This is a genomic window from Mesorhizobium tamadayense (assembly GCF_003863365.1).
In the GTDB taxonomy this organism is placed as follows: domain Bacteria; phylum Pseudomonadota; class Alphaproteobacteria; order Rhizobiales; family Rhizobiaceae; genus Mesorhizobium; species Mesorhizobium tamadayense.
On record NZ_RQXT01000065.1, the window covers coordinates 15431 to 31280 of the forward strand.

14 protein-coding genes and 2 pseudogenes are annotated in these 15850 nt (G+C 62.0%); 4 read left to right on the forward strand and 12 right to left on the reverse strand.

The genetic code is table 11. The annotated features are described in order from the left end of the window. Nucleotides 1-91 precede the first annotated feature (91 nt). From EH240_RS40245 to EH240_RS32470, 4 genes are all read right to left on the reverse strand, one after another. Entirely contained in the window at nt 92-349 is a 258-nt protein-coding gene (locus tag EH240_RS40245; RefSeq protein WP_425374858.1) for a group III truncated hemoglobin, read from the reverse strand. Between the two features lie 462 nt (nt 350-811). Next, nucleotides 812-2011 carry an NnrS family protein gene (locus EH240_RS32460; RefSeq protein ID WP_125006210.1) on the reverse strand — a complete coding sequence of 400 codons (1200 nt, stop codon included), beginning with the start codon at nt 2009-2011 and terminating at the stop codon, nt 812-814. 358 nt (nt 2012-2369) lie between these two features. Beyond that, on the reverse strand, nt 2370-2885 hold the full coding sequence (locus tag EH240_RS32465; protein ID WP_125006212.1) for a GNAT family N-acetyltransferase: 516 nt from the start codon (nt 2883-2885) through the stop codon (nt 2370-2372). A 47-nt stretch (nt 2886-2932) separates the two neighbouring features. Continuing rightward, nucleotides 2933-3580: a helix-turn-helix domain-containing protein gene (locus tag EH240_RS32470; protein WP_125006236.1), complete on the reverse strand. Its 648-nt coding sequence runs from the start codon at nt 3578-3580 to the stop codon at nt 2933-2935. 503 nt (nt 3581-4083) lie between these two features. Here EH240_RS32470 and EH240_RS32475 point away from each other — a divergent pair. Further along, nucleotides 4084-5067: a zinc-dependent alcohol dehydrogenase family protein gene (locus EH240_RS32475; RefSeq protein WP_125006214.1), complete on the forward strand. Its 984-nt coding sequence runs from the start codon at nt 4084-4086 to the stop codon at nt 5065-5067. Between the two features lie 12 nt (nt 5068-5079). Here EH240_RS32475 and EH240_RS32480 read toward each other — a convergent pair whose 3' ends face one another. The 6 genes and pseudogenes from EH240_RS32480 to EH240_RS32500 form a co-directional block, all read right to left on the reverse strand. Then, entirely contained in the window at nt 5080-5670 is a 591-nt protein-coding gene (locus EH240_RS32480; protein ID WP_125006216.1) for an NAD(P)H-dependent oxidoreductase, read from the reverse strand. Nucleotides 5671-5699: 29 nt separating this feature from the next. Beyond that, nucleotides 5700-6086: a hypothetical protein gene (locus EH240_RS32485; protein WP_125006218.1), complete on the reverse strand. Its 387-nt coding sequence runs from the start codon at nt 6084-6086 to the stop codon at nt 5700-5702. A 74-nt stretch (nt 6087-6160) separates the two neighbouring features. Continuing rightward, nucleotides 6161-6612, reverse strand: a pseudogene (trxC, locus tag EH240_RS32490) (thioredoxin TrxC). Next, entirely contained in the window at nt 6609-7856 is a 1248-nt protein-coding gene (locus EH240_RS32495) for a heavy metal translocating P-type ATPase (protein WP_483466609.1), read from the reverse strand. Before EH240_RS32495 ends, trxC begins: the two are co-directional and overlap by 4 nt. 9 nt (nt 7857-7865) lie before the next feature. Next, nucleotides 7866-8486 (reverse strand): P-type ATPase actuator domain-containing protein, encoded by a 621-nt coding sequence (locus tag EH240_RS40350; protein WP_483466610.1) that lies wholly within the window; start codon nt 8484-8486, stop codon nt 7866-7868. Between the two features lie 11 nt (nt 8487-8497). After that, nucleotides 8498-8884 (reverse strand): DUF302 domain-containing protein, encoded by a 387-nt coding sequence (locus EH240_RS32500; protein ID WP_125006220.1) that lies wholly within the window; start codon nt 8882-8884, stop codon nt 8498-8500. A gap of 146 nt (nt 8885-9030) precedes the next feature. On the opposite strand from EH240_RS32500, the gene EH240_RS32505 reads away from it, so the two are divergent. Beyond that, complete coding sequence (locus EH240_RS32505) at nt 9031-11712, forward strand: bifunctional acetate--CoA ligase family protein/GNAT family N-acetyltransferase (protein ID WP_125006222.1); 2682 nt, start codon at nt 9031-9033, stop codon at nt 11710-11712. A 13-nt stretch (nt 11713-11725) separates the two neighbouring features. On the opposite strand, the gene EH240_RS32510 is transcribed toward EH240_RS32505, so the two are convergent. Together EH240_RS32510 and EH240_RS32515 are read right to left on the reverse strand one after the other, a co-directional pair. Continuing rightward, the gene (locus EH240_RS32510; protein ID WP_125006224.1) at nt 11726-13285 is read right to left on the reverse strand and encodes a bifunctional aminoglycoside phosphotransferase/ATP-binding protein; all 1560 of its coding nucleotides are present in this window, start codon (nt 13283-13285) and stop codon (nt 11726-11728) included. A 63-nt stretch (nt 13286-13348) separates the two neighbouring features. Next, nucleotides 13349-13687, reverse strand: a complete 339-nt coding sequence (locus tag EH240_RS32515; RefSeq protein WP_245436605.1) for a c-type cytochrome — start codon at nt 13685-13687, stop codon at nt 13349-13351. Between the two features lie 230 nt (nt 13688-13917). Here EH240_RS32515 and EH240_RS32520 point away from each other — a divergent pair, with 230 nt between their 5' ends. Then, nucleotides 13918-14754 carry a universal stress protein gene (locus EH240_RS32520; RefSeq protein ID WP_125006226.1) on the forward strand — a complete coding sequence of 279 codons (837 nt, stop codon included), beginning with the start codon at nt 13918-13920 and terminating at the stop codon, nt 14752-14754. Nucleotides 14755-15057: 303 nt separating this feature from the next. Next, nucleotides 15058-15270: pseudogene (locus EH240_RS39420) on the forward strand (aldehyde dehydrogenase family protein); the annotation flags it as partial. Nucleotides 15271-15850: the final 580 nt, after the last annotated feature.

The following is a 15850-nucleotide window of genomic DNA, read 5'->3' on the forward strand; positions in this document are numbered from 1 at the left end:
TCGCAGTCCTTGCGTAAAATCAAGCCCGACGCCGGCATGCCCGGCACCAAATCTCAAACCTTTGCGCGTTGCTGGCGCTTGCCAGCGCAACCTATTCGGCGCCCGAGCTCGCGGCGGGACCAAGGCGAAAGAACATGGCGAGCTTGAGGCTCGCTGCTATCCGTTCCGCCCGCTCGACAAACACCGCCGCGGTTTCAGGCGCGAACAGCTCAGCGGCCGTCTCGCGGAAGAGAGCCAACCAGATCTCGAAGTCGGCTTCGGTGACGTCCCTGAGCTTCAGGTGAGCCGGCACCGGCCGGCCATGATAGTCGCCGGTTTTCAATATGACGGAGGACCAGAAGTCCGTCATCTTCTCCAGATGAGGCTCCCAATCGCCAGTGATTTCGCGGACGAAGATGGGGCCGAGACGCTCATCCTTTCTGACCCTGGAATAGAATTTGCGAACCAGTGCTCCTATCGAGGCCCGGTCGACGCCAGGGCGAACCAGGGGCTGTTCGGCAACAGGGCGAACCCTGTCAAGCAAGACCGGCTTCGAAGTCATCATGTTCCTTATTCTTTGTTGTTTTTGTGCATGTCGTTACCCCAAAACCGCTGTGCACTTTTGGGCGATCGCCGCGGCAATCAGGGGCAGTTTCGTTAGAGAGTTCCTTTCTTTGTTTCACCACGGCATCAGCCGTTGCGTCCTTCTAGATCGTCGAACGACTTGGCGATTTGCGCTTGCGCAAATCGCCCGACGAAATGAACGGCTCGGAGTGGCGAAGATCGAATGATGGCTAGGCCTCCGCCCCTGCTCTTCAAGCTGGGCCGTTCTTCAAGAGGGACTGACGGCGCGTGCGCGCAGGCGGGGGCGCATGAGAAGCCCGCCAAACAGCAAAGCATAGCCGGCGAAAGCTGCAATCCAGAACGCCGCCGACATGTGGAGGAGAATTGCCTCGGCGGGCGCGATTGCTGCGGCCACGCGCAGAACGGCAGCAATAAGGATCGCAACGAAAACCGCGCATGTTCCGGCACTTGCCTTCAACTCACGGCCTGTATGGCCGAGGGTGGCCCGTGTCATGACGGCAAGCGTCATGCAGGCAATCGCTCCCACCGCAAAGGCATGAATGCCGGCAACGACGGGAATGTTCGCTGGAGCTAAGGCGGCCAGTCCGGCAAGCAGCAGGCCAAGCGGCACGAAGGCGAATGCAACATGCAGGATCAGAACCAAAGGGTCGGACAGCGTCCGGTCGCCGGCCCAGCGGGCGAGCCGAACGGCGTTGAAGGCCGCGGCGGCGATCAGCAACACGCCGGTTGTAATGGTGTCGGGGAAGAAACTCCACGCAGTGAGCCCGACAGCGGACAGCGCGATCGTTCCGATATCGAACCTGCCGAATGATGCCGAGAGCCGGCCGGGCTTCTCGCGAACCAGCCAATTGCGGGTGAAGCTCGGAACTATGCGCCCGCCGATGATCATGACGAGGACGACAACCGCTCCGAGACCGAGGCGCCGGCTCATGTCGGAGACGCCCTGGTAATGCGCTTCGGCGTGAAACATGACGTTTGCCGCAAAAAGGGTCGCGACGGGCAGCAGCACCTTGAGGTTCCGCCAGTTTCGCCCGGCAACGATCTCCGTCGCAGCGGCAGCCACCACCGCGAGAAGAAAGGAACAGTCTATGGCCGCGCCCAGGAGCCATCCCGTTTCCGCCGAAAGGAACACGGCGACCCGGCCCGCGACCCAGAGCAGCACGAGTACCAGCAGTCGAAAATCCTGAACGGGAAGTCGTCCGGTCCAGTTCGGAATTGCAGTCAGCAGGAAGCCCGTCACGACTGCCGGCAGATAGCCGAAAAGCAATTCGTGAACATGCCAGTCCACGGGCAGGAATGTGCTGAAGGTTTCGAGCTTGCCGTAATAGAGGGGCAGCCACAAAAGGATCGCGGTAGCGGCTTGCAGCGAGCCCAGCAGAAAGAAGGGTCGGAAGCCGTAGGAGAGAATCGCCGGATAGGCGCTTGGCCGCGTTCGCGGAACTGCCATGACATACCTCATTGGAACCCGTGCAATGTGCCTGTGCGGGTCTTCTATCCTGGCCCTGAGGGATGGAATTTGCCTCAGCGCAAACAAGAAAGTGAATCGCAGGCGTCAGCGACAGGAGGCTTCACTTGTCGATGGGCGGTCGTCCGTGACACAGTCAGGTGGAGGCCTGAGCGCATTGCATTGTTGAAGCCGGGGCGTCGTTATTGACAGCAGTTTGAACCGCACAGGTGAGGAGATGGTCAGCGCCGCGAATTCCCGCGTCGACGTGCTTACCATTCCGGCCAACGAGGAACGGGCGGTGGCCACGGAGCTCTTCAACCTCGAAAGGATCTGATTTGCCCGGGACAGGCGACAGGACCTAGCCCGGCAACTTGGCGCCGAGCTTGCGCTGAACCAAGACGAGCGTCGGGTCATCGCGGTCCGTTGCGACGGTGAAGCCCATGTCGCGCTCAACCTCGATCGCAGCGCGATTTTCGCGGCTCTCGATCGACTCGATCGTCTCGATACCGTGCTGCTCGGCATATCGCGCGATATAGCCGAGAAACTCCCAGCCGACGCCGAGATGCTTGCGGTCCTGTCGAATGCAGATCGCCACTTCGCCGCGCCGGTCGGCCGGATCGGCGGCAAGCGTCGCCACCGCGATCAGCATTCCGTCGGTCGAGAAGGCGAGAAAATTATGGACGTGCGGATCGTCGGAGCGGGTCATCGCCACCAGCCGCTCATGCGAGACTTCCCTCACGGCTCCGAGGAAGCGGAAGCGCAGATCCTCCGATGTCACATGGGTGAAGAACTCGGCCACGGTCGGCTCATCCTCGGGGCGAGCGCGGCGCACTTCGAAGCGGAATCCAGTGTGAGTTGTAAGCGTTGTTTTCATTGTCGTCCCTTTCAGGATTGATGCGTGGGCGATTGGCCCGAATAGCCTCATTCCCCCATCGCCAGCAGCGTGTCCCGCTTGAGGATTTCAATGCTGCGCAAGCTGAGCAGGCGGATGACGCCTTTCTCCCTCAGGCGGGTGAAGACCCGCGACACGGTTTCGATGGTGAGGCCGAGATAGTCGCCAATGTCGTTCCGCGACATCGGCAATTCCAGCTGCCGCAAGCCGCCCTGACGCTCCGACATCTCGACCAGGAATGCCGCAACCCGCTCGATTGCGTTCTGACGGCCAAGGACCAGAAGATGTTCCTGCGCCCGCGTCAGGCCTCTCAGCGCGAGCGGCAGGAGCTGGCGGGACATGTCCGTTCCCGCCGGAGTGCGAAAAGCCCGTACACCGGTTGCGCTGATCGCTTCAGCGAAGAAGTGGTGGGTGGCGTCGGCTTCGAAGCCGAATGTTTCTCCCGCCAGGTGGAACGCGCTTATCTGTCTGCGACCGTCCGCAAGCAGGCGGTAGATGCGGACCGCGCCGAATTCGACCTGATAGATGGCGCCCGCCTTTTCGCCCTGGGCGTAGATCTCAGCGCCAGCCGTGAAAAAGCTGACCGGTTGCACCGTCGCTCCCTCGAAGACAGGCGAGGAACGCTGTTGCGGCAGGTATGACGACAGTTCGATCTTGGCGGAAGCTTGAGCGTGCATGGCTGTGGTCCCGGTGAACTTGTGACGACAGCAATCGCGCAAATCCCCCAATGCCGAAATTCGGTTATGTCCCTACGGGAAACTACTTAGTACGACGTCGATCGGGATCAGTTCGATATCACACGATCGACCATGCCCCGCCGAGCGGAACCGCTCGCCCAATGCGATTGACCGCGATCAATGTCCACATGAATTGGCTCTGCAATTGTCTGGTCAGAACCCGACAAAGGAATCTGACCATGACGTCCGATATCATCGCCATCTGGGCCGGAATGCTTGGCCTTGCCTACCTTGCCGGTGCGGGACTCTATTTTGAAAATAACTAGCGGGATTCGCAAGCACGCTTCGGCAAGCCATGGCTTCGTTCGCCATGCCCGACCTCAGCCGGTGAAGATCAGGCACTCGCGATAGGAACGGGTGCCAGTCCAGCGCGTTTTTCCACTCGCGTAGCCGAGTGGAAGCGCATCTGTTCCCGTCTTTTTTCTAGAAACCGGGGAAGCGTGATGAAGGCAATGGTGCTGGAAAAACCCGGTACGTCTTTGAGCCTCGTCGATCGTCCCGACCCTATGCCAGGACCGGGCGAAATCAGGCTCAAGGTGGAGGCATGCGCAGTCTGCCGCACCGATCTGCATGTCGTGGAGGGTGATCTGCCGCAGCCAAAGCTGCCGCTCGTGCCGGGCCACGAAATCGTCGGTATCGTCGATCTGGTTGGCGAGGGCGTGTCGCGGTCCCGGCTTGGGCAGAGGGTGGGTGTCCCTTGGCTCGGACACACATGCGGACACTGCCCCTATTGCATCTCCGGCGCCGAGAATCTTTGCGACCAGCCTCTCTTCACTGGCTATACGCGCGATGGCGGCTTCGCCAGCCATGTCGTTGCCGACGAGCATTTCGCTTTCGAACTCGATGCCACGGCTGACCCGGTATCGCTGGCACCGCTCTTATGCGCGGGGCTTGTCGGCTGGCGCTGCCTCAAGAAGGCTGGCGACGGCCGGCGGCTGGGCATCTATGGCTTCGGCGCCGCCGCGCATATCATCACCCAGGTGGCGATCTGGCAGGGACGTGAGCTCTTTGCCTTCACGCGCCCGGGAGACAGTCAGGCGCAGGAATTTGCGCGCTCGTTAGGAGTTCGCTGGGCAGGCAGCTCGGATGAACTGCCAGGCGTCGAGCTCGATGCCGCGATCATTTTCGCGTCGGTCGGCGCACTGGTGCCGGCGGCGTTGCGGGCTGTACGCAAAGGCGGCCGCGTAGTGTGCGGCGGCATCCACATGAGCGACATTCCGTCGATGCCCTACGAGCTTCTCTGGGAAGAAAGGGAGTTGGTTTCCGTCGCGAACCTTACCCGCCGTGACGCGGAGGAATTCTTCCCGATAGCGCAGCGCGCACAGGTGTGCACGCATACGAAGACATATCCGCTCGAGCAGGCCAATCAGGCGCTGGGCGATTTGCGCATGGGCAGATTGAGCGGAGCCGCTGTTCTGACACTATGACGGTCCCGCGGATTAGATCGCGCGCCCGCCCAGCCTTCGCATCGACTTGATCCAGCTCGCCCGTTTCGCGTCGCCGGCATTCGCGACCATGCCGAACAAGGTCTCGCGCACCGGCTTGATGCCGGCGAAGCGGAGGATGCTTCGCCGCATGCCGGCGATGCCGTGGCCGAGGAACCAGAGCCGATAGACGACTGCTGGCATTCCCATCGTCACGACCAGCCGCGCGGAGCGGCCGCGCAGCAAGGATTTGGGGAAACCTTGGCCTTTGTCCGGATAGGTGAACGCGATGCCCGGACGCATGAGCTGCTCAAGGAATGCCTTGAGCATGGCCGGCATGGTTCCCAGCCAAAGCGGGAAGACAAAGACGAAATGCTGCGCCCAGACGACTGCCTCGGCCGCTTCCTTCAGACTGTCGGGGACCGTCCCGTGCTCGAACTCCTGCGCCGTCCGAAGCATTGGAAACTCCAGCAAGGCCAGATCGATCTTGCGCACGATATCGCCGGCGCGTTCCGCGCTTTCCGTATATGCGGAAGCCAGGACCCGGCAGAGCCGATCGGGAGACGGGTCGGGATGGCCGACAACAACAAGTATGCGGCATGACATGGCTCGCTCCTGCCGGTTCGAGAGAGGTGCTATGGCTGCTCGACGCGGGCCACCTGATACGTGTGCATGGCCCCGTTGCGCTTTATGGAGACATACTCGCCGGTGACGAAACGCTCCTCACCGAGGTGAAAGCCGACCTCGTCGTCGCGGTCGCCCTCGGCATAGTCGAAATACCATTGGCCGCCCGGCTTGCGACGCAAGCGGCCGATAAGGTCGTCTTCACCGGTGTGGAAGCGCCGGACACGACAGACCGCCCGGTGCGATTTCCATTCCTCTGCTTCGAGCTGTCCTTCGTGAGTGAGCGGCGCCAGCACATCATAGCCTTCTTCGCGGTCGCCTTCCGGATGACCTTTTTCGCGAGCCAAAAGCAGGCGGATGTTCCTGAATTTCGGGGTGAGGTCGTGCAAAGTGGTCATGGCAAACTCCTTCGAGGCCATTCCTACCGCGGCGATTGGATGTGGCCTTGATCAGGGTCAAACGGGCGGGAGACTCAGGTGGTGCCTGTCGGCATGTGGCCGCGAACCCAGCTGACGATCTGGCTGGCGCTCTTCGCCCCCGAGATGCGCGCGCGATCTCCCGCTGGTGGTGAAACAGGATCAAGGTGGGGATGCCGCGAATGCCCAACCTCGCTGCGATGGCCTGCTCCTTGTCGGAATTCAGCTTGATCAGCCGCACTTGAGGCTCAAGCGCCTTGGCGGCGGCTTCATAGGCCGGCGCCATCATCTTGCAGGGGCCGCACCATGGAGCCCAGACCTCGATGAGGACGGGCAGACTGCTGCGACCGATCTGACGTTCGAAGTTCACCGCGTCGACATCCTGCGGGAGCCCTGAAAACAGCAGAGCGCCGCACTTTCCGCATTGCGCCTCGGCGCCGTTTCGGTTGAACGGCAGGCGATTGACCACGCCGCATTTGGTGCAAACCACCAGATTATCCTGCGTCATGACCTTTCAGTTCTCCTGGGTCGATTGTGTTCGCGACGCCCGTCGCCAAGCGCACGCAGTGCGTTGAGAATAACGGCGACGTCTATGCCCTCTTGAAGCAATGCACCCGCCACCGGCGTTATGTGCCCCATGGCTGCTGAGATCATGGCGGCACCTGAGAGCGCCAGGCCTACGACGATGCTCTGCAGGGCGATCCCGCGCGTGCGCCTGGCGATCCGCAATGCTTCCGCAACAGGCTGCAGCCTGTCGGCTAGTACAACGACATCCGCCGCCTCCGACGATGCCGTCCCGCCACGAGCTCCCATCGCAATGCCTACCGTAGCCGCGGCAAGAGCAGGGGCGTCGTTGATGCCGTCTCCCACCATCATCGTTGGCGCCATGGTCTTCTCGGTTTCGACCGTTGCCACCTTGTCTGCCGGCGTGGCGTCTGCGATCACGGCATCGAGATTGAGCGAAGCAGAAATCTTCTCCGCCGCTGCGCCGTCATCGCCGGTGAGCATGACTATTCGGGCCACACCGGCCGAACGCACGCCGCAGAGGGTGTCGTAAGCATCCTCTCGTACCGCATCTCCGAAAGTGAAAACGCCGGCAAGCTCGCCATCAAGGGCCAGAAACACCCTGAGCACTTGCGCGTTGCGGTGCCGTTCCTCTCCATTTTCCGCCCATTTAGGCAGTGGCCCATTCCCGAGGACGAGCGGCCTCGACCCTGCCGCCACCGAAACCCCGTCTACCTTAGCCCTCAGGCCTTCTCCTCGATATTCGCGGACATCATGAGGTTGGGACAGCGCCAGGTTTCCGTGGCGAGCGATGCGGACAACCGAATCCGCAAGGACATGATGCGAAGCCTGTTCCAGGGAAGCCAGCAGCCGCAGCAATTCCTCTGCTTCCTGGCCCGGGGCGACGTCGATCTCGATCAGTTCGGCGCCGCCGAGCGTCAAGGTGCCGGTCTTGTCGAAGATCGCGGTGCGTATCTGAGCGAGCGCCTCCAGCGCGGTGCTGCCCTTCATCAGGATGCCGGCGCGGGCAGCGCGTGATACGCCGCCGATGAATGCAACGGGCGCCGCGAGGATCAGCGGGCAAGGCGTCGCGACCACCAAAACGGCAAGGGCACGGATTGGATCGCCCGAAACATGCCAGGCGACGCCGGCGACCAGCAGCGTGACCGGAAGGAGCAGCAGGGCGAAGCGATCGGCAATGCGAATGAACGGCGCCTTGGCGGTTTGCGCGGCAGCGACCATGCGCACGATAGCAGCTTAGGTGCTCTTGTCGGCGACAGCCGAGGCTCGCAAGACAAAGGTCTCGCCGGCATTGACGGTGCCGCTGCGCAATGTGTCGCCGGCGCTTCGCCGCTCCGGCAGGGGCTCTCCGGTCACGGTCGATTCATCAAGCAGGGCCGAAGCGTCGATCAGGATGCCGTCGACGGGCAGCAATTCGCCGGCGCGCACCAAAAGCTCGTCGCCGACTGTCACCTGGTCGACCGGAACGGTCTCGGTGCCGCTCCTGATCTTTCGATGCGCCACACGCGGCGCACGGTCAGTCAGAGCTCTGAGGTTCCGTTCCGCTCTGCCGCGCGCAAAATCTTCCAGCACCGTGCCACCGGCATACATGATCGCGACCACTATGGCCGCAAGAGACTGTCCCAGCAGCAATGCCGCCGACATCGAGACCAGAGCGATCGCATCGACGCCGATCCGGCCGATCCAGAAATCCCGAAGGATCGAAATGGCGAGCGTCACAACGACGGGCAGGGTTGCCGCTGTCCAGATCGCATCAGGCGAGACGAAGTCGATACCGCTTCGCCACGCGCCCAGCCCAAGCGCCAGACCGAGAATGGCGATGATCAGCAGCGCACGCCGCAGTACAGGCTCGTTCATGGCGGCAGTCGTCAAAGTTCGCTGATCATTTCCTGCAGCAACAGCCGCACGTCCTTGGCAATGGCGGTAAGCTGCGGGTTGGCGATAGCTCCCATTGCGGCGGCCGGATCGATAGCTGCGACCTCGACCTTGTCGGGCGCAAATTCCGTCACGATCACGTTGCAAGGCAGCATGGCGCCGATCTTGTCCTCGGCCTGCAGCGCGCGCCATGCGAAATGCGGATTGCAGGCGCCAAGGATCATGTATGGCTTGAAGTCCACGCCCAGCTTGACCTTCATCGTGTGCTGGACATCGATCCTTGTCAGGATGCCAAAGCCCTTGCCGGCAAGCTTCTTGGTGACGTGCTCGATCGCCGCGGCGAACGGCATATCGAGGCGTTTGCTGAGATAGTAGCTCATCGGATTCTCCTTTGACGGACCCGCGCCAGAAGCGAGAGATTGCGAGTGGCGTCCGTCAGCTAACTGCGACAGGTCGGGCAGAGCTTTGATCCAGCGCAATGAATGCCGAACGCCTTTGGTGAAAATGGCGACAAGGAGCTTTTGAGATGACAATCCGCAATCTGGAATATGCCGTCTCACCGAAATCCGTCGCTGTCATCGGCGCGACCGAGCGCGTTGGCTCGGTCGGCCGCGTTGTCTTCGACAACATCGTGAGCGGCGGCTTCGAGGGGGAGATCTGGCCACTCAATCCCAAGCATTCACAAGTGGCTGGTCGCCGCTGCTATGCGAAGGTGGCCGACCTTCCGGGTATTCCCGATCTGGCCGTGATCGTGACCCCACCCGACACTGTTCCCGGCATCGTGCGCGAACTGGCCGACAACGGGACACGGGCTGCCGTCGTCATCACCGCCGGGCTCAATCACGAGAACGGTTTGCGCCAGGCGATGCTCGATGCTGCCAAACCCTCGCTCATGCGGATCATCGGGCCAAACACGGTCGGGCTGATGATCCCTCCAGCAAAGCTGAACGCCAGTTTCGCCCACATGGCGGCCAGGCCTGGGAACATCGCTCTGATTTCGCAGTCCGGCGCGATTGCCACGTCGCTGATCGATTGGGCGGCCGAAAACAATGTCGGCTTTTCCCGGATCACCTCGCTTGGCGACATGGCCGACGTCGATGTCGGCGACTGCCTCGACATGCTGGCGGGCGATTTTCATACGCGCGCTATCGTGATGTATCTCGAAACGATACCTGATCCACGCAAGTTCATGTCAGCCGCGCGGGCGGCGGCGCGCCTCAAGCCGGTCATCGCCATCAAGCCCGGCCGGCATGAACAGGCGGCGAGGGCAGCGGCGACCCATACCGGCGCGCTCTCAGGCGCGGACAGGGTGGTCGACGCCGCCTTGCGCAGGGCAGGGGTGCTGCGTGTGAATGACCTCGCCGAGCTGTTCGACGCGGCCGAGACGATCGCGCGCTATTCTCCGCTCGAGCGGGCGCGGGTCGGCATCGTCACCAATGGCGGCGGCGCCGGCGTTCTTGCGGTCGACAAGCTGATCGGCCGCGGAGGCGAACTGGCCGCGCTTTTGCCGTCCACGATCGAGAGGCTGAACCGCATGCTGCCGCCGACTTGGTCGCATGCAAACCCGATCGACATCGTCGGTGACGCGGCGCCGGAGCGCTACGGGGCGGCGCTCGAAGCCTTGGCGGCGGATCCCGGAACGGACGTCATTCTCGTCATGAACTGCCCGACCGGGCTCGGCTCATCGCCCGACGCTGCCAGAAAGGTGGCCGAGCTAGGCGAGGAGGGCGAGATCGGAGGAAAACCACTGCTGGCGTGCTGGCTTGGCGAGCATACCGCGCGGCAGGGCCGGGATACGCTGACAGAAGCCGGCATTGCGAGCTTCGACACGCCTGAAGACGCGGCGATCGCGGCGTCCTATCTCAGCGAATGGTCGCGTGCGCAGCGGGCGCTGCTGCGCACGCCATCGAGCTGGAAGGAAGACCAAGCCGACGGCAAGGCGTCGGTAGATGCCATCTTCCGGCAGGCGGCAGGCGAAGGGCGGCGCATGCTGACGGAGCCGGAAGCGAAAGCCGCGATCGCCGCCTACGGCATCCCCGTGCCGCGAACCATTGTCGCCGGATCTTTCCCGGAAGTGGCGCAGGCGGCCGGTGAGCTTCTCGAAAGCTCCGAGAGGGTGGTCGTCAAGTTGTTGTCGAAGGTGGTTTCACACAAGTCGGACGTCGGCGGTGTGGTTCTCGACATTGCGACTGCCGAGGAGGCTGGGGAAGCCGCGCGGTTGATCGAGGCCCGCCTGCGCTCGCAGGCGCCGGAGACGAAGGTAGACGGCTACGCCGTGCAGGCCATGATCGTGCGCAAACATGCGCAGGAGCTCATTCTGGGCATGAACCTGGACCCGATGTTCGGCCCGATCATTCTGTTTGGCGCCGGCGGCACGGCGGTCGAGGTTCTTAACGACACCGCGATCGCGCTTCCGCCGCTCGACGACGTGCTGGCCGGAGACGTGATCGACGCAACGCGAATAGGCCGCCTGCTTGCCGGCTATCGCGACCAGAAGCCAGCCAATCGAGCCTTGATCATCGCCGCGCTGAACGGCCTGTCGCAAATGATCGTCGACTTCCCTTGCCTGGTTTCGCTCGACATCAACCCGTTGCTGGCAGACGGCGAGGGTGTGATTGCGCTGGACGCCCGCATCGAAATCGATCCGCGACGGGTGGATGAACCGGCGCCGAACCCGGCCCTTGCCATAAGGCCCTATCCGTCAGGGTGGGGCCGCGATCTTGTATCGGACGGTATGTCTTTCCACGTCCGGCCAATCATGCCGGCGGACGTCGCGCTTTATCCCGCGTTCCTGGCGAAGATCTCTCCCGACGATCTGCGGCTGCGTTTCCTCTCGCCGCGCAGGAACTTCCCGGACCAGATGCTGAAGCGGCTCACGCAGCTCGACTATGATCGCGACATCGCCTTCGTCGTAATTGAAAAGGACACGGGAGTGCTAGCCGGAATCGGACGACTTTCCTGCGATCCGGATCACAGGACCGGCGAATATGCGCTGCTCGTTCGATCGGATCTGCAGGGGCATGGCCTGGGATGGGGCCTGCTGAAACAGGTCATAGACTATGCGAGGGCTGAACACATCAGCCGCATCGAGGGCATAATCCTCAACGAAAATCGCAAGATGCTCACAATGTGCCGGGAGTTCGGCTTCTCGATCGGGTATCACCCCGGCGAGCCCGGCCTGTCGGTGGCGACGCTGGAGGTCAGCTAAGCGCCGGTCAGCTCTATGATCCCGTTTTCCTGAGGCTGACTACGGATGAAGAGGTGCCCTCAACCAGGGCCACCATCTCGGCGGTAATTTCGGCTACCCCGCGGTCCGCCTCGATCTTGCGCCAGGTCAACGGACCGGCATCGCGTTGCAATTGCCGCGACAGGATGTCGACCGTGGCGTCCGAGGGACTGCCCTTGCGTTCGCTGACCCGACGCCAAAGCACCGACGGATCGGCCGCCAGCCAAAATCCTGCAAACGGAACAATTGTCTCGCTCGCGGCGCGCTCGATCCTGTCGCGATCGTCCGGGTTGTCGAAAACAGCGTCGGCGACGACGGAGCCGCCTTCGCCAAGAATCAACTCCGTGCGCCAGGCGATCTGGCGATAGACGCGTTCCGATACGCCGGGTCGGTAGGCCTTGTCCGGCAGCCTCATTTCGGCTGCCACGCCATGCATGGCCTTGCGGATGCGGTCGCTCTCGACCATCCGGGCGCCGGGTGGCGCGCCGATATGGGCAGCGAGCGCTTCGGCGACCGTCGTCTTGCCCGAGCCGCTCAGACCGCCGATCGCGACGAGCCAAGGTGGCGTCTCGGTGAGCAGGGCTCGGGCGAGCTCGAAGTAGGACCGCGCTTCGGCAATCAGCTTTGCGGAATCTGAGCTGCCTTCCTCGACCTGCGTTGCCGTGACATGCGCGCGCACCGCAGCCCTCACCGCCATGAAGAATGGCAGCAGGATGAAGCCATCTTCGTCGTCGGCGTCGTCGAGATACCGATTCATGACCAGATTGGCGAATTGCGGGAAGCCGCGATGCCATAGGTCCATCAACAGGAACGCCAGGTCGTAGAGCACATCGACGGTGGCGATCTGGTCGTTGAATTCGATGCAATCGAACAGCCGCGGCTCGCCCTCGAAGAGGCAGATGTTGCGCAGATGCAGGTCGCCGTGGCAGCGGCGAACTCGGCCCGTTGCTTCGCGCCGATCAAGCAAGGTGGCATGGCGGGTGAGGGTGGTGCGGAACGCGTCGTTGAATGTCTTGATCTCCCTTTCATCAAAGACGTGGCTTGTTGCAAATCCGGCCGAATTGATATCGAGCACGCCGCCGATATTCGCCGACCCGCTGCCGGCGTGGATTTCTTCAGCGCTGCGGTGGTACCGCGCGATCATACGCGCGACGTCTGTCATCAGCGCGGGAGTCAGCTTGCCCGCGGCGGCCATACGATCGAGAAGCTTCGACTGATCGAAGCGAACCATTTCGATGACAGCGTCGACCAGTTCTCCTGGCCCATCCAGGGCAAGCCGGCCTCCTTCGCGCGCGATGCGGCGGACACCGAGGTAAAGGCCCGGCGCCGTCCGGGAGTTCAATTCCACCTCCCTTTCGCACGCGGCGAGCCGCAGCTCTGGTGTCGAAAAATCGACGTAGGGCAACTTGACCCCCCGCTTCAGCTTGAAAGCGCGGCTCCCGACAAGGAATATCCGGGAAATGTGGGTCTCGATCGTCTCGACGGGGCCAGCCTCGCCATAGGCGGCTGGATGCTTCAACATCCCGACCACGACATCCTGGTTCTCAGCGATCATAGCCTGCGCCCTTGGTCTTGATTGCATCATCGTTCGGTCTCGCCGACTGAAGCCTTACAAGTCCTACTGGTGCTGAAGCGTCTGGACGTAACCGGCGAGGTTGTGGATGCGTTCCGTGGTGACGGCCTCCCCACCATAAGGGCCATAGCGCTTCACATCTTCGGGCAGGAACTGATTGCCCCAGACCGGCTTCTCGCGCTCGCCGTGCTCCGGCACGAGGCCACGGCCGTCGATCGTCGCGAAGACCCGCCAATAGGGAAACTCGCCGCCATTGCGTCTCGTGAGTGTCGTCAGATCCGAGGGACGCTTCCGCAACGCGTCGGCCAAAGGGCCGTCGCCCTTGCCGTCCACGCCGTGACAGACCGCGCAGGAATTCAGATATTCCTGCTGTCCATTGCTCACCCTGTGCCGCCGCGGCGTTCAGCGCCAGCGCCAAAAGACCCATCGTCGTCAAGAACCTCATTGACCCGCCTCCAGCGATAAATGTCAGGCTAAAGCGTGCGGCGCGCGCGCGCGTTGACCGAGATCAATCGTGCGAAGGGATCAGTTTTGATCCAGGGCAAGGAAGGATTCCGACCGGTTCGCTACGGCTACATCCTCTGTGAACCTTTCTCGAACGAGGAGTCGTCGCCATGCCATTCAAGACTTTGCTCACCGTTACAGGGCCGGATCACGGAGATGGCGATGTGAGGCTCGCCGCCGTTCTCTGCGAAGAAATCAATGCACATCTTTCCGTGCTTGTTGTGGTCGTCGCTGCGCCTCCTTCGGGCGGAGAATACGCAGCGGTCGTCTCGCCGGCGTGGCTCGCAGAACGCGAAGCCGAGATGGAAATGCTGGAGAGGCGCAGCTCGGCGGTCTCCAAAATGTTGTTGGAAAGCCTCGTATCGGCTGACCTCAGCAGCGAGTACCCGGAGCAATCCTGGGCGGACGAAGTCATCGGTCGGCATGTCCGCTACGCCGATCTGACCGTTGTCGGGCCGGAAATGCTCGCAAGCCACATGCTCAAGGAAAAGGTCATTGCAGGCGGACTGTTCTCGTCTGGAAGGCCTATCTTGCTGGTCCCCAAGGCGGCGCGCGCGACGTTGAAACCGAAACGCGTCCTTGTCGCGTGGGACGCCAGCCTGGAAGCATCGCGCGCCGTGCGAGAGTCCCTCGACATCCTGTCAGGGGCCGATGAGGTGCGTATCGTCATCATCGACCCGATCGAGGACGAACGACACCACGGCGCTGAACCCGGGGCGGATGTGGCGACCTATCTCTCCCGGCATGGCGTGAAGGTCGCAGTGGACCGCCTGCCAAGCTCAAACCATTCGATCGCCGATGTTCTTCGCCGACACGCCATCGATACTGGCGCCGAGCTCATGGTTATGGGAGCCTACGGCCATTCCCGCCTGCGGGAGCGGATATTCGGCGGCGTGACCAAGTCCATGATTGAGGACCCTGGGCTGCCGGTCCTGATGGCTCGTTAAGCGAGCCTCGATGCGTGCATGGACCCTTCCATGTCGAAGGCGGATGGGCCCGGGTCTTATCTGTCCCGGCGACAACCGATTGGATGAAGGCGGGAGCCCGCGCCACCCTGCGCTTGCCGATTCCTATGCGGGCATGCCGCGCCAACTCGCCAGCGCGCTCCCTGTAGGGGAAGTCGCTGAAAGCCAGGTCGGGGAGCTCGGCCTCCTGCCTAAGAATCCCCGGGCGGCGACCCGATCGCCATCTGGATTGGTCGTCGGCGGGCAGAGAGAGCGCTCATCGAAGAAATTTCGGTCGATACGCTTCAATTCGGGCTCGCGGCCAATTTTCTATGGCAAGGACATGAGCCGTGTCTGGGCCGTCGCAGAGGCCTTGGAGTACGGTATGGTGGGCATCAACACCGGTCTGATCTCGACTGAAGTGGCACCTTCGGGCATCAAGCAATCGGGGTTCGGACGGGAAGGCTCCAAATACGGCTCGATGATTTTCTCGAGTTGAAATACCTGTATTTTGGCGGGTCGCCAGTTAGGCCCCAAGTGCCGCGCCTAAACAATGGGTATTGCCGGTTGCAAACTGATTTTTTTATCGGAATAATTACAGTTCCATAAGATAGATTACACGACTTTCATCAGGAAAAAGTGAATATTTCTCAATATTGCCCAAGTTTTCATCGCACTTACCGCAAGTACTACATGTGCTTATCAGAGAGCCAGACAATTAGATTGCAGCAGTAACGACAACTGAAATTTCGATTCGACAGATGGATTACTTAATTTCAAAGTTGGCACACAAGCGTTTAGCGGAAAACAGCCCCGCCAGTGCGCGTTCTTCGCCGCCGCTCGGCGCGGCGCCGTCTCCAGCGCAGAACTACCGATCGCTTGCTTAGGCCTCTCCGTAGCCTGTACGGACCGCTGTTCGGCCTGTGCCGGAACAAATCGATCGCCTCTTTCCGTTCGCGCTCCGGATCGAGTTCGTAGACCCCGGGCAAGGGTCGCAAGTCGGCCAGCTTGGTCTTCCACACACCATCGCTGCGCCCGCAAGCCACAATGCTCGAGGCCGACCTTATCGTCAAACCAGACGGTGACGTTGAGCTTGGGT

Bases quoted from the DNA above. Each gene is read 5' to 3' on its own strand.
- EH240_RS32460 (WP_125006210.1), bottom strand. From the start codon at position 2,011: ATGGCAGTTCCGCGAACGCGGCCAAGCGCCTATCCGGCGATTCTCTCC.
- EH240_RS32500 (WP_125006220.1), bottom strand. From the start codon at position 8,884: ATGAGCTACTATCTCAGCAAACGCCTCGATATGCCGTTCGCCGCGGCG.
- EH240_RS32465 (WP_125006212.1), bottom strand. From the start codon at position 2,885: ATGAAAACAACGCTTACAACTCACACTGGATTCCGCTTCGAAGTGCGC.
- EH240_RS40245 (WP_425374858.1), bottom strand. From the start codon at position 349: ATGACGGACTTCTGGTCCTCCGTCATATTGAAAACCGGCGACTATCAT.
- EH240_RS32510 (WP_125006224.1), bottom strand. From the start codon at position 13,285: ATGATCGCTGAGAACCAGGATGTCGTGGTCGGGATGTTGAAGCATCCA.
- EH240_RS32520 (WP_125006226.1), top strand. From the start codon at position 13,918: ATGCCATTCAAGACTTTGCTCACCGTTACAGGGCCGGATCACGGAGAT.
- EH240_RS32505 (WP_125006222.1), top strand. From the start codon at position 9,031: ATGACAATCCGCAATCTGGAATATGCCGTCTCACCGAAATCCGTCGCT.
- EH240_RS32470 (WP_125006236.1), bottom strand. From the start codon at position 3,580: ATGCACGCTCAAGCTTCCGCCAAGATCGAACTGTCGTCATACCTGCCG.
- EH240_RS32475 (WP_125006214.1), top strand. From the start codon at position 4,084: ATGAAGGCAATGGTGCTGGAAAAACCCGGTACGTCTTTGAGCCTCGTC.
- EH240_RS40350 (WP_483466610.1), bottom strand. From the start codon at position 8,486: ATGAACGAGCCTGTACTGCGGCGTGCGCTGCTGATCATCGCCATTCTC.
- EH240_RS32485 (WP_125006218.1), bottom strand. From the start codon at position 6,086: ATGACCACTTTGCACGACCTCACCCCGAAATTCAGGAACATCCGCCTG.
- EH240_RS32480 (WP_125006216.1), bottom strand. From the start codon at position 5,670: ATGTCATGCCGCATACTTGTTGTTGTCGGCCATCCCGACCCGTCTCCC.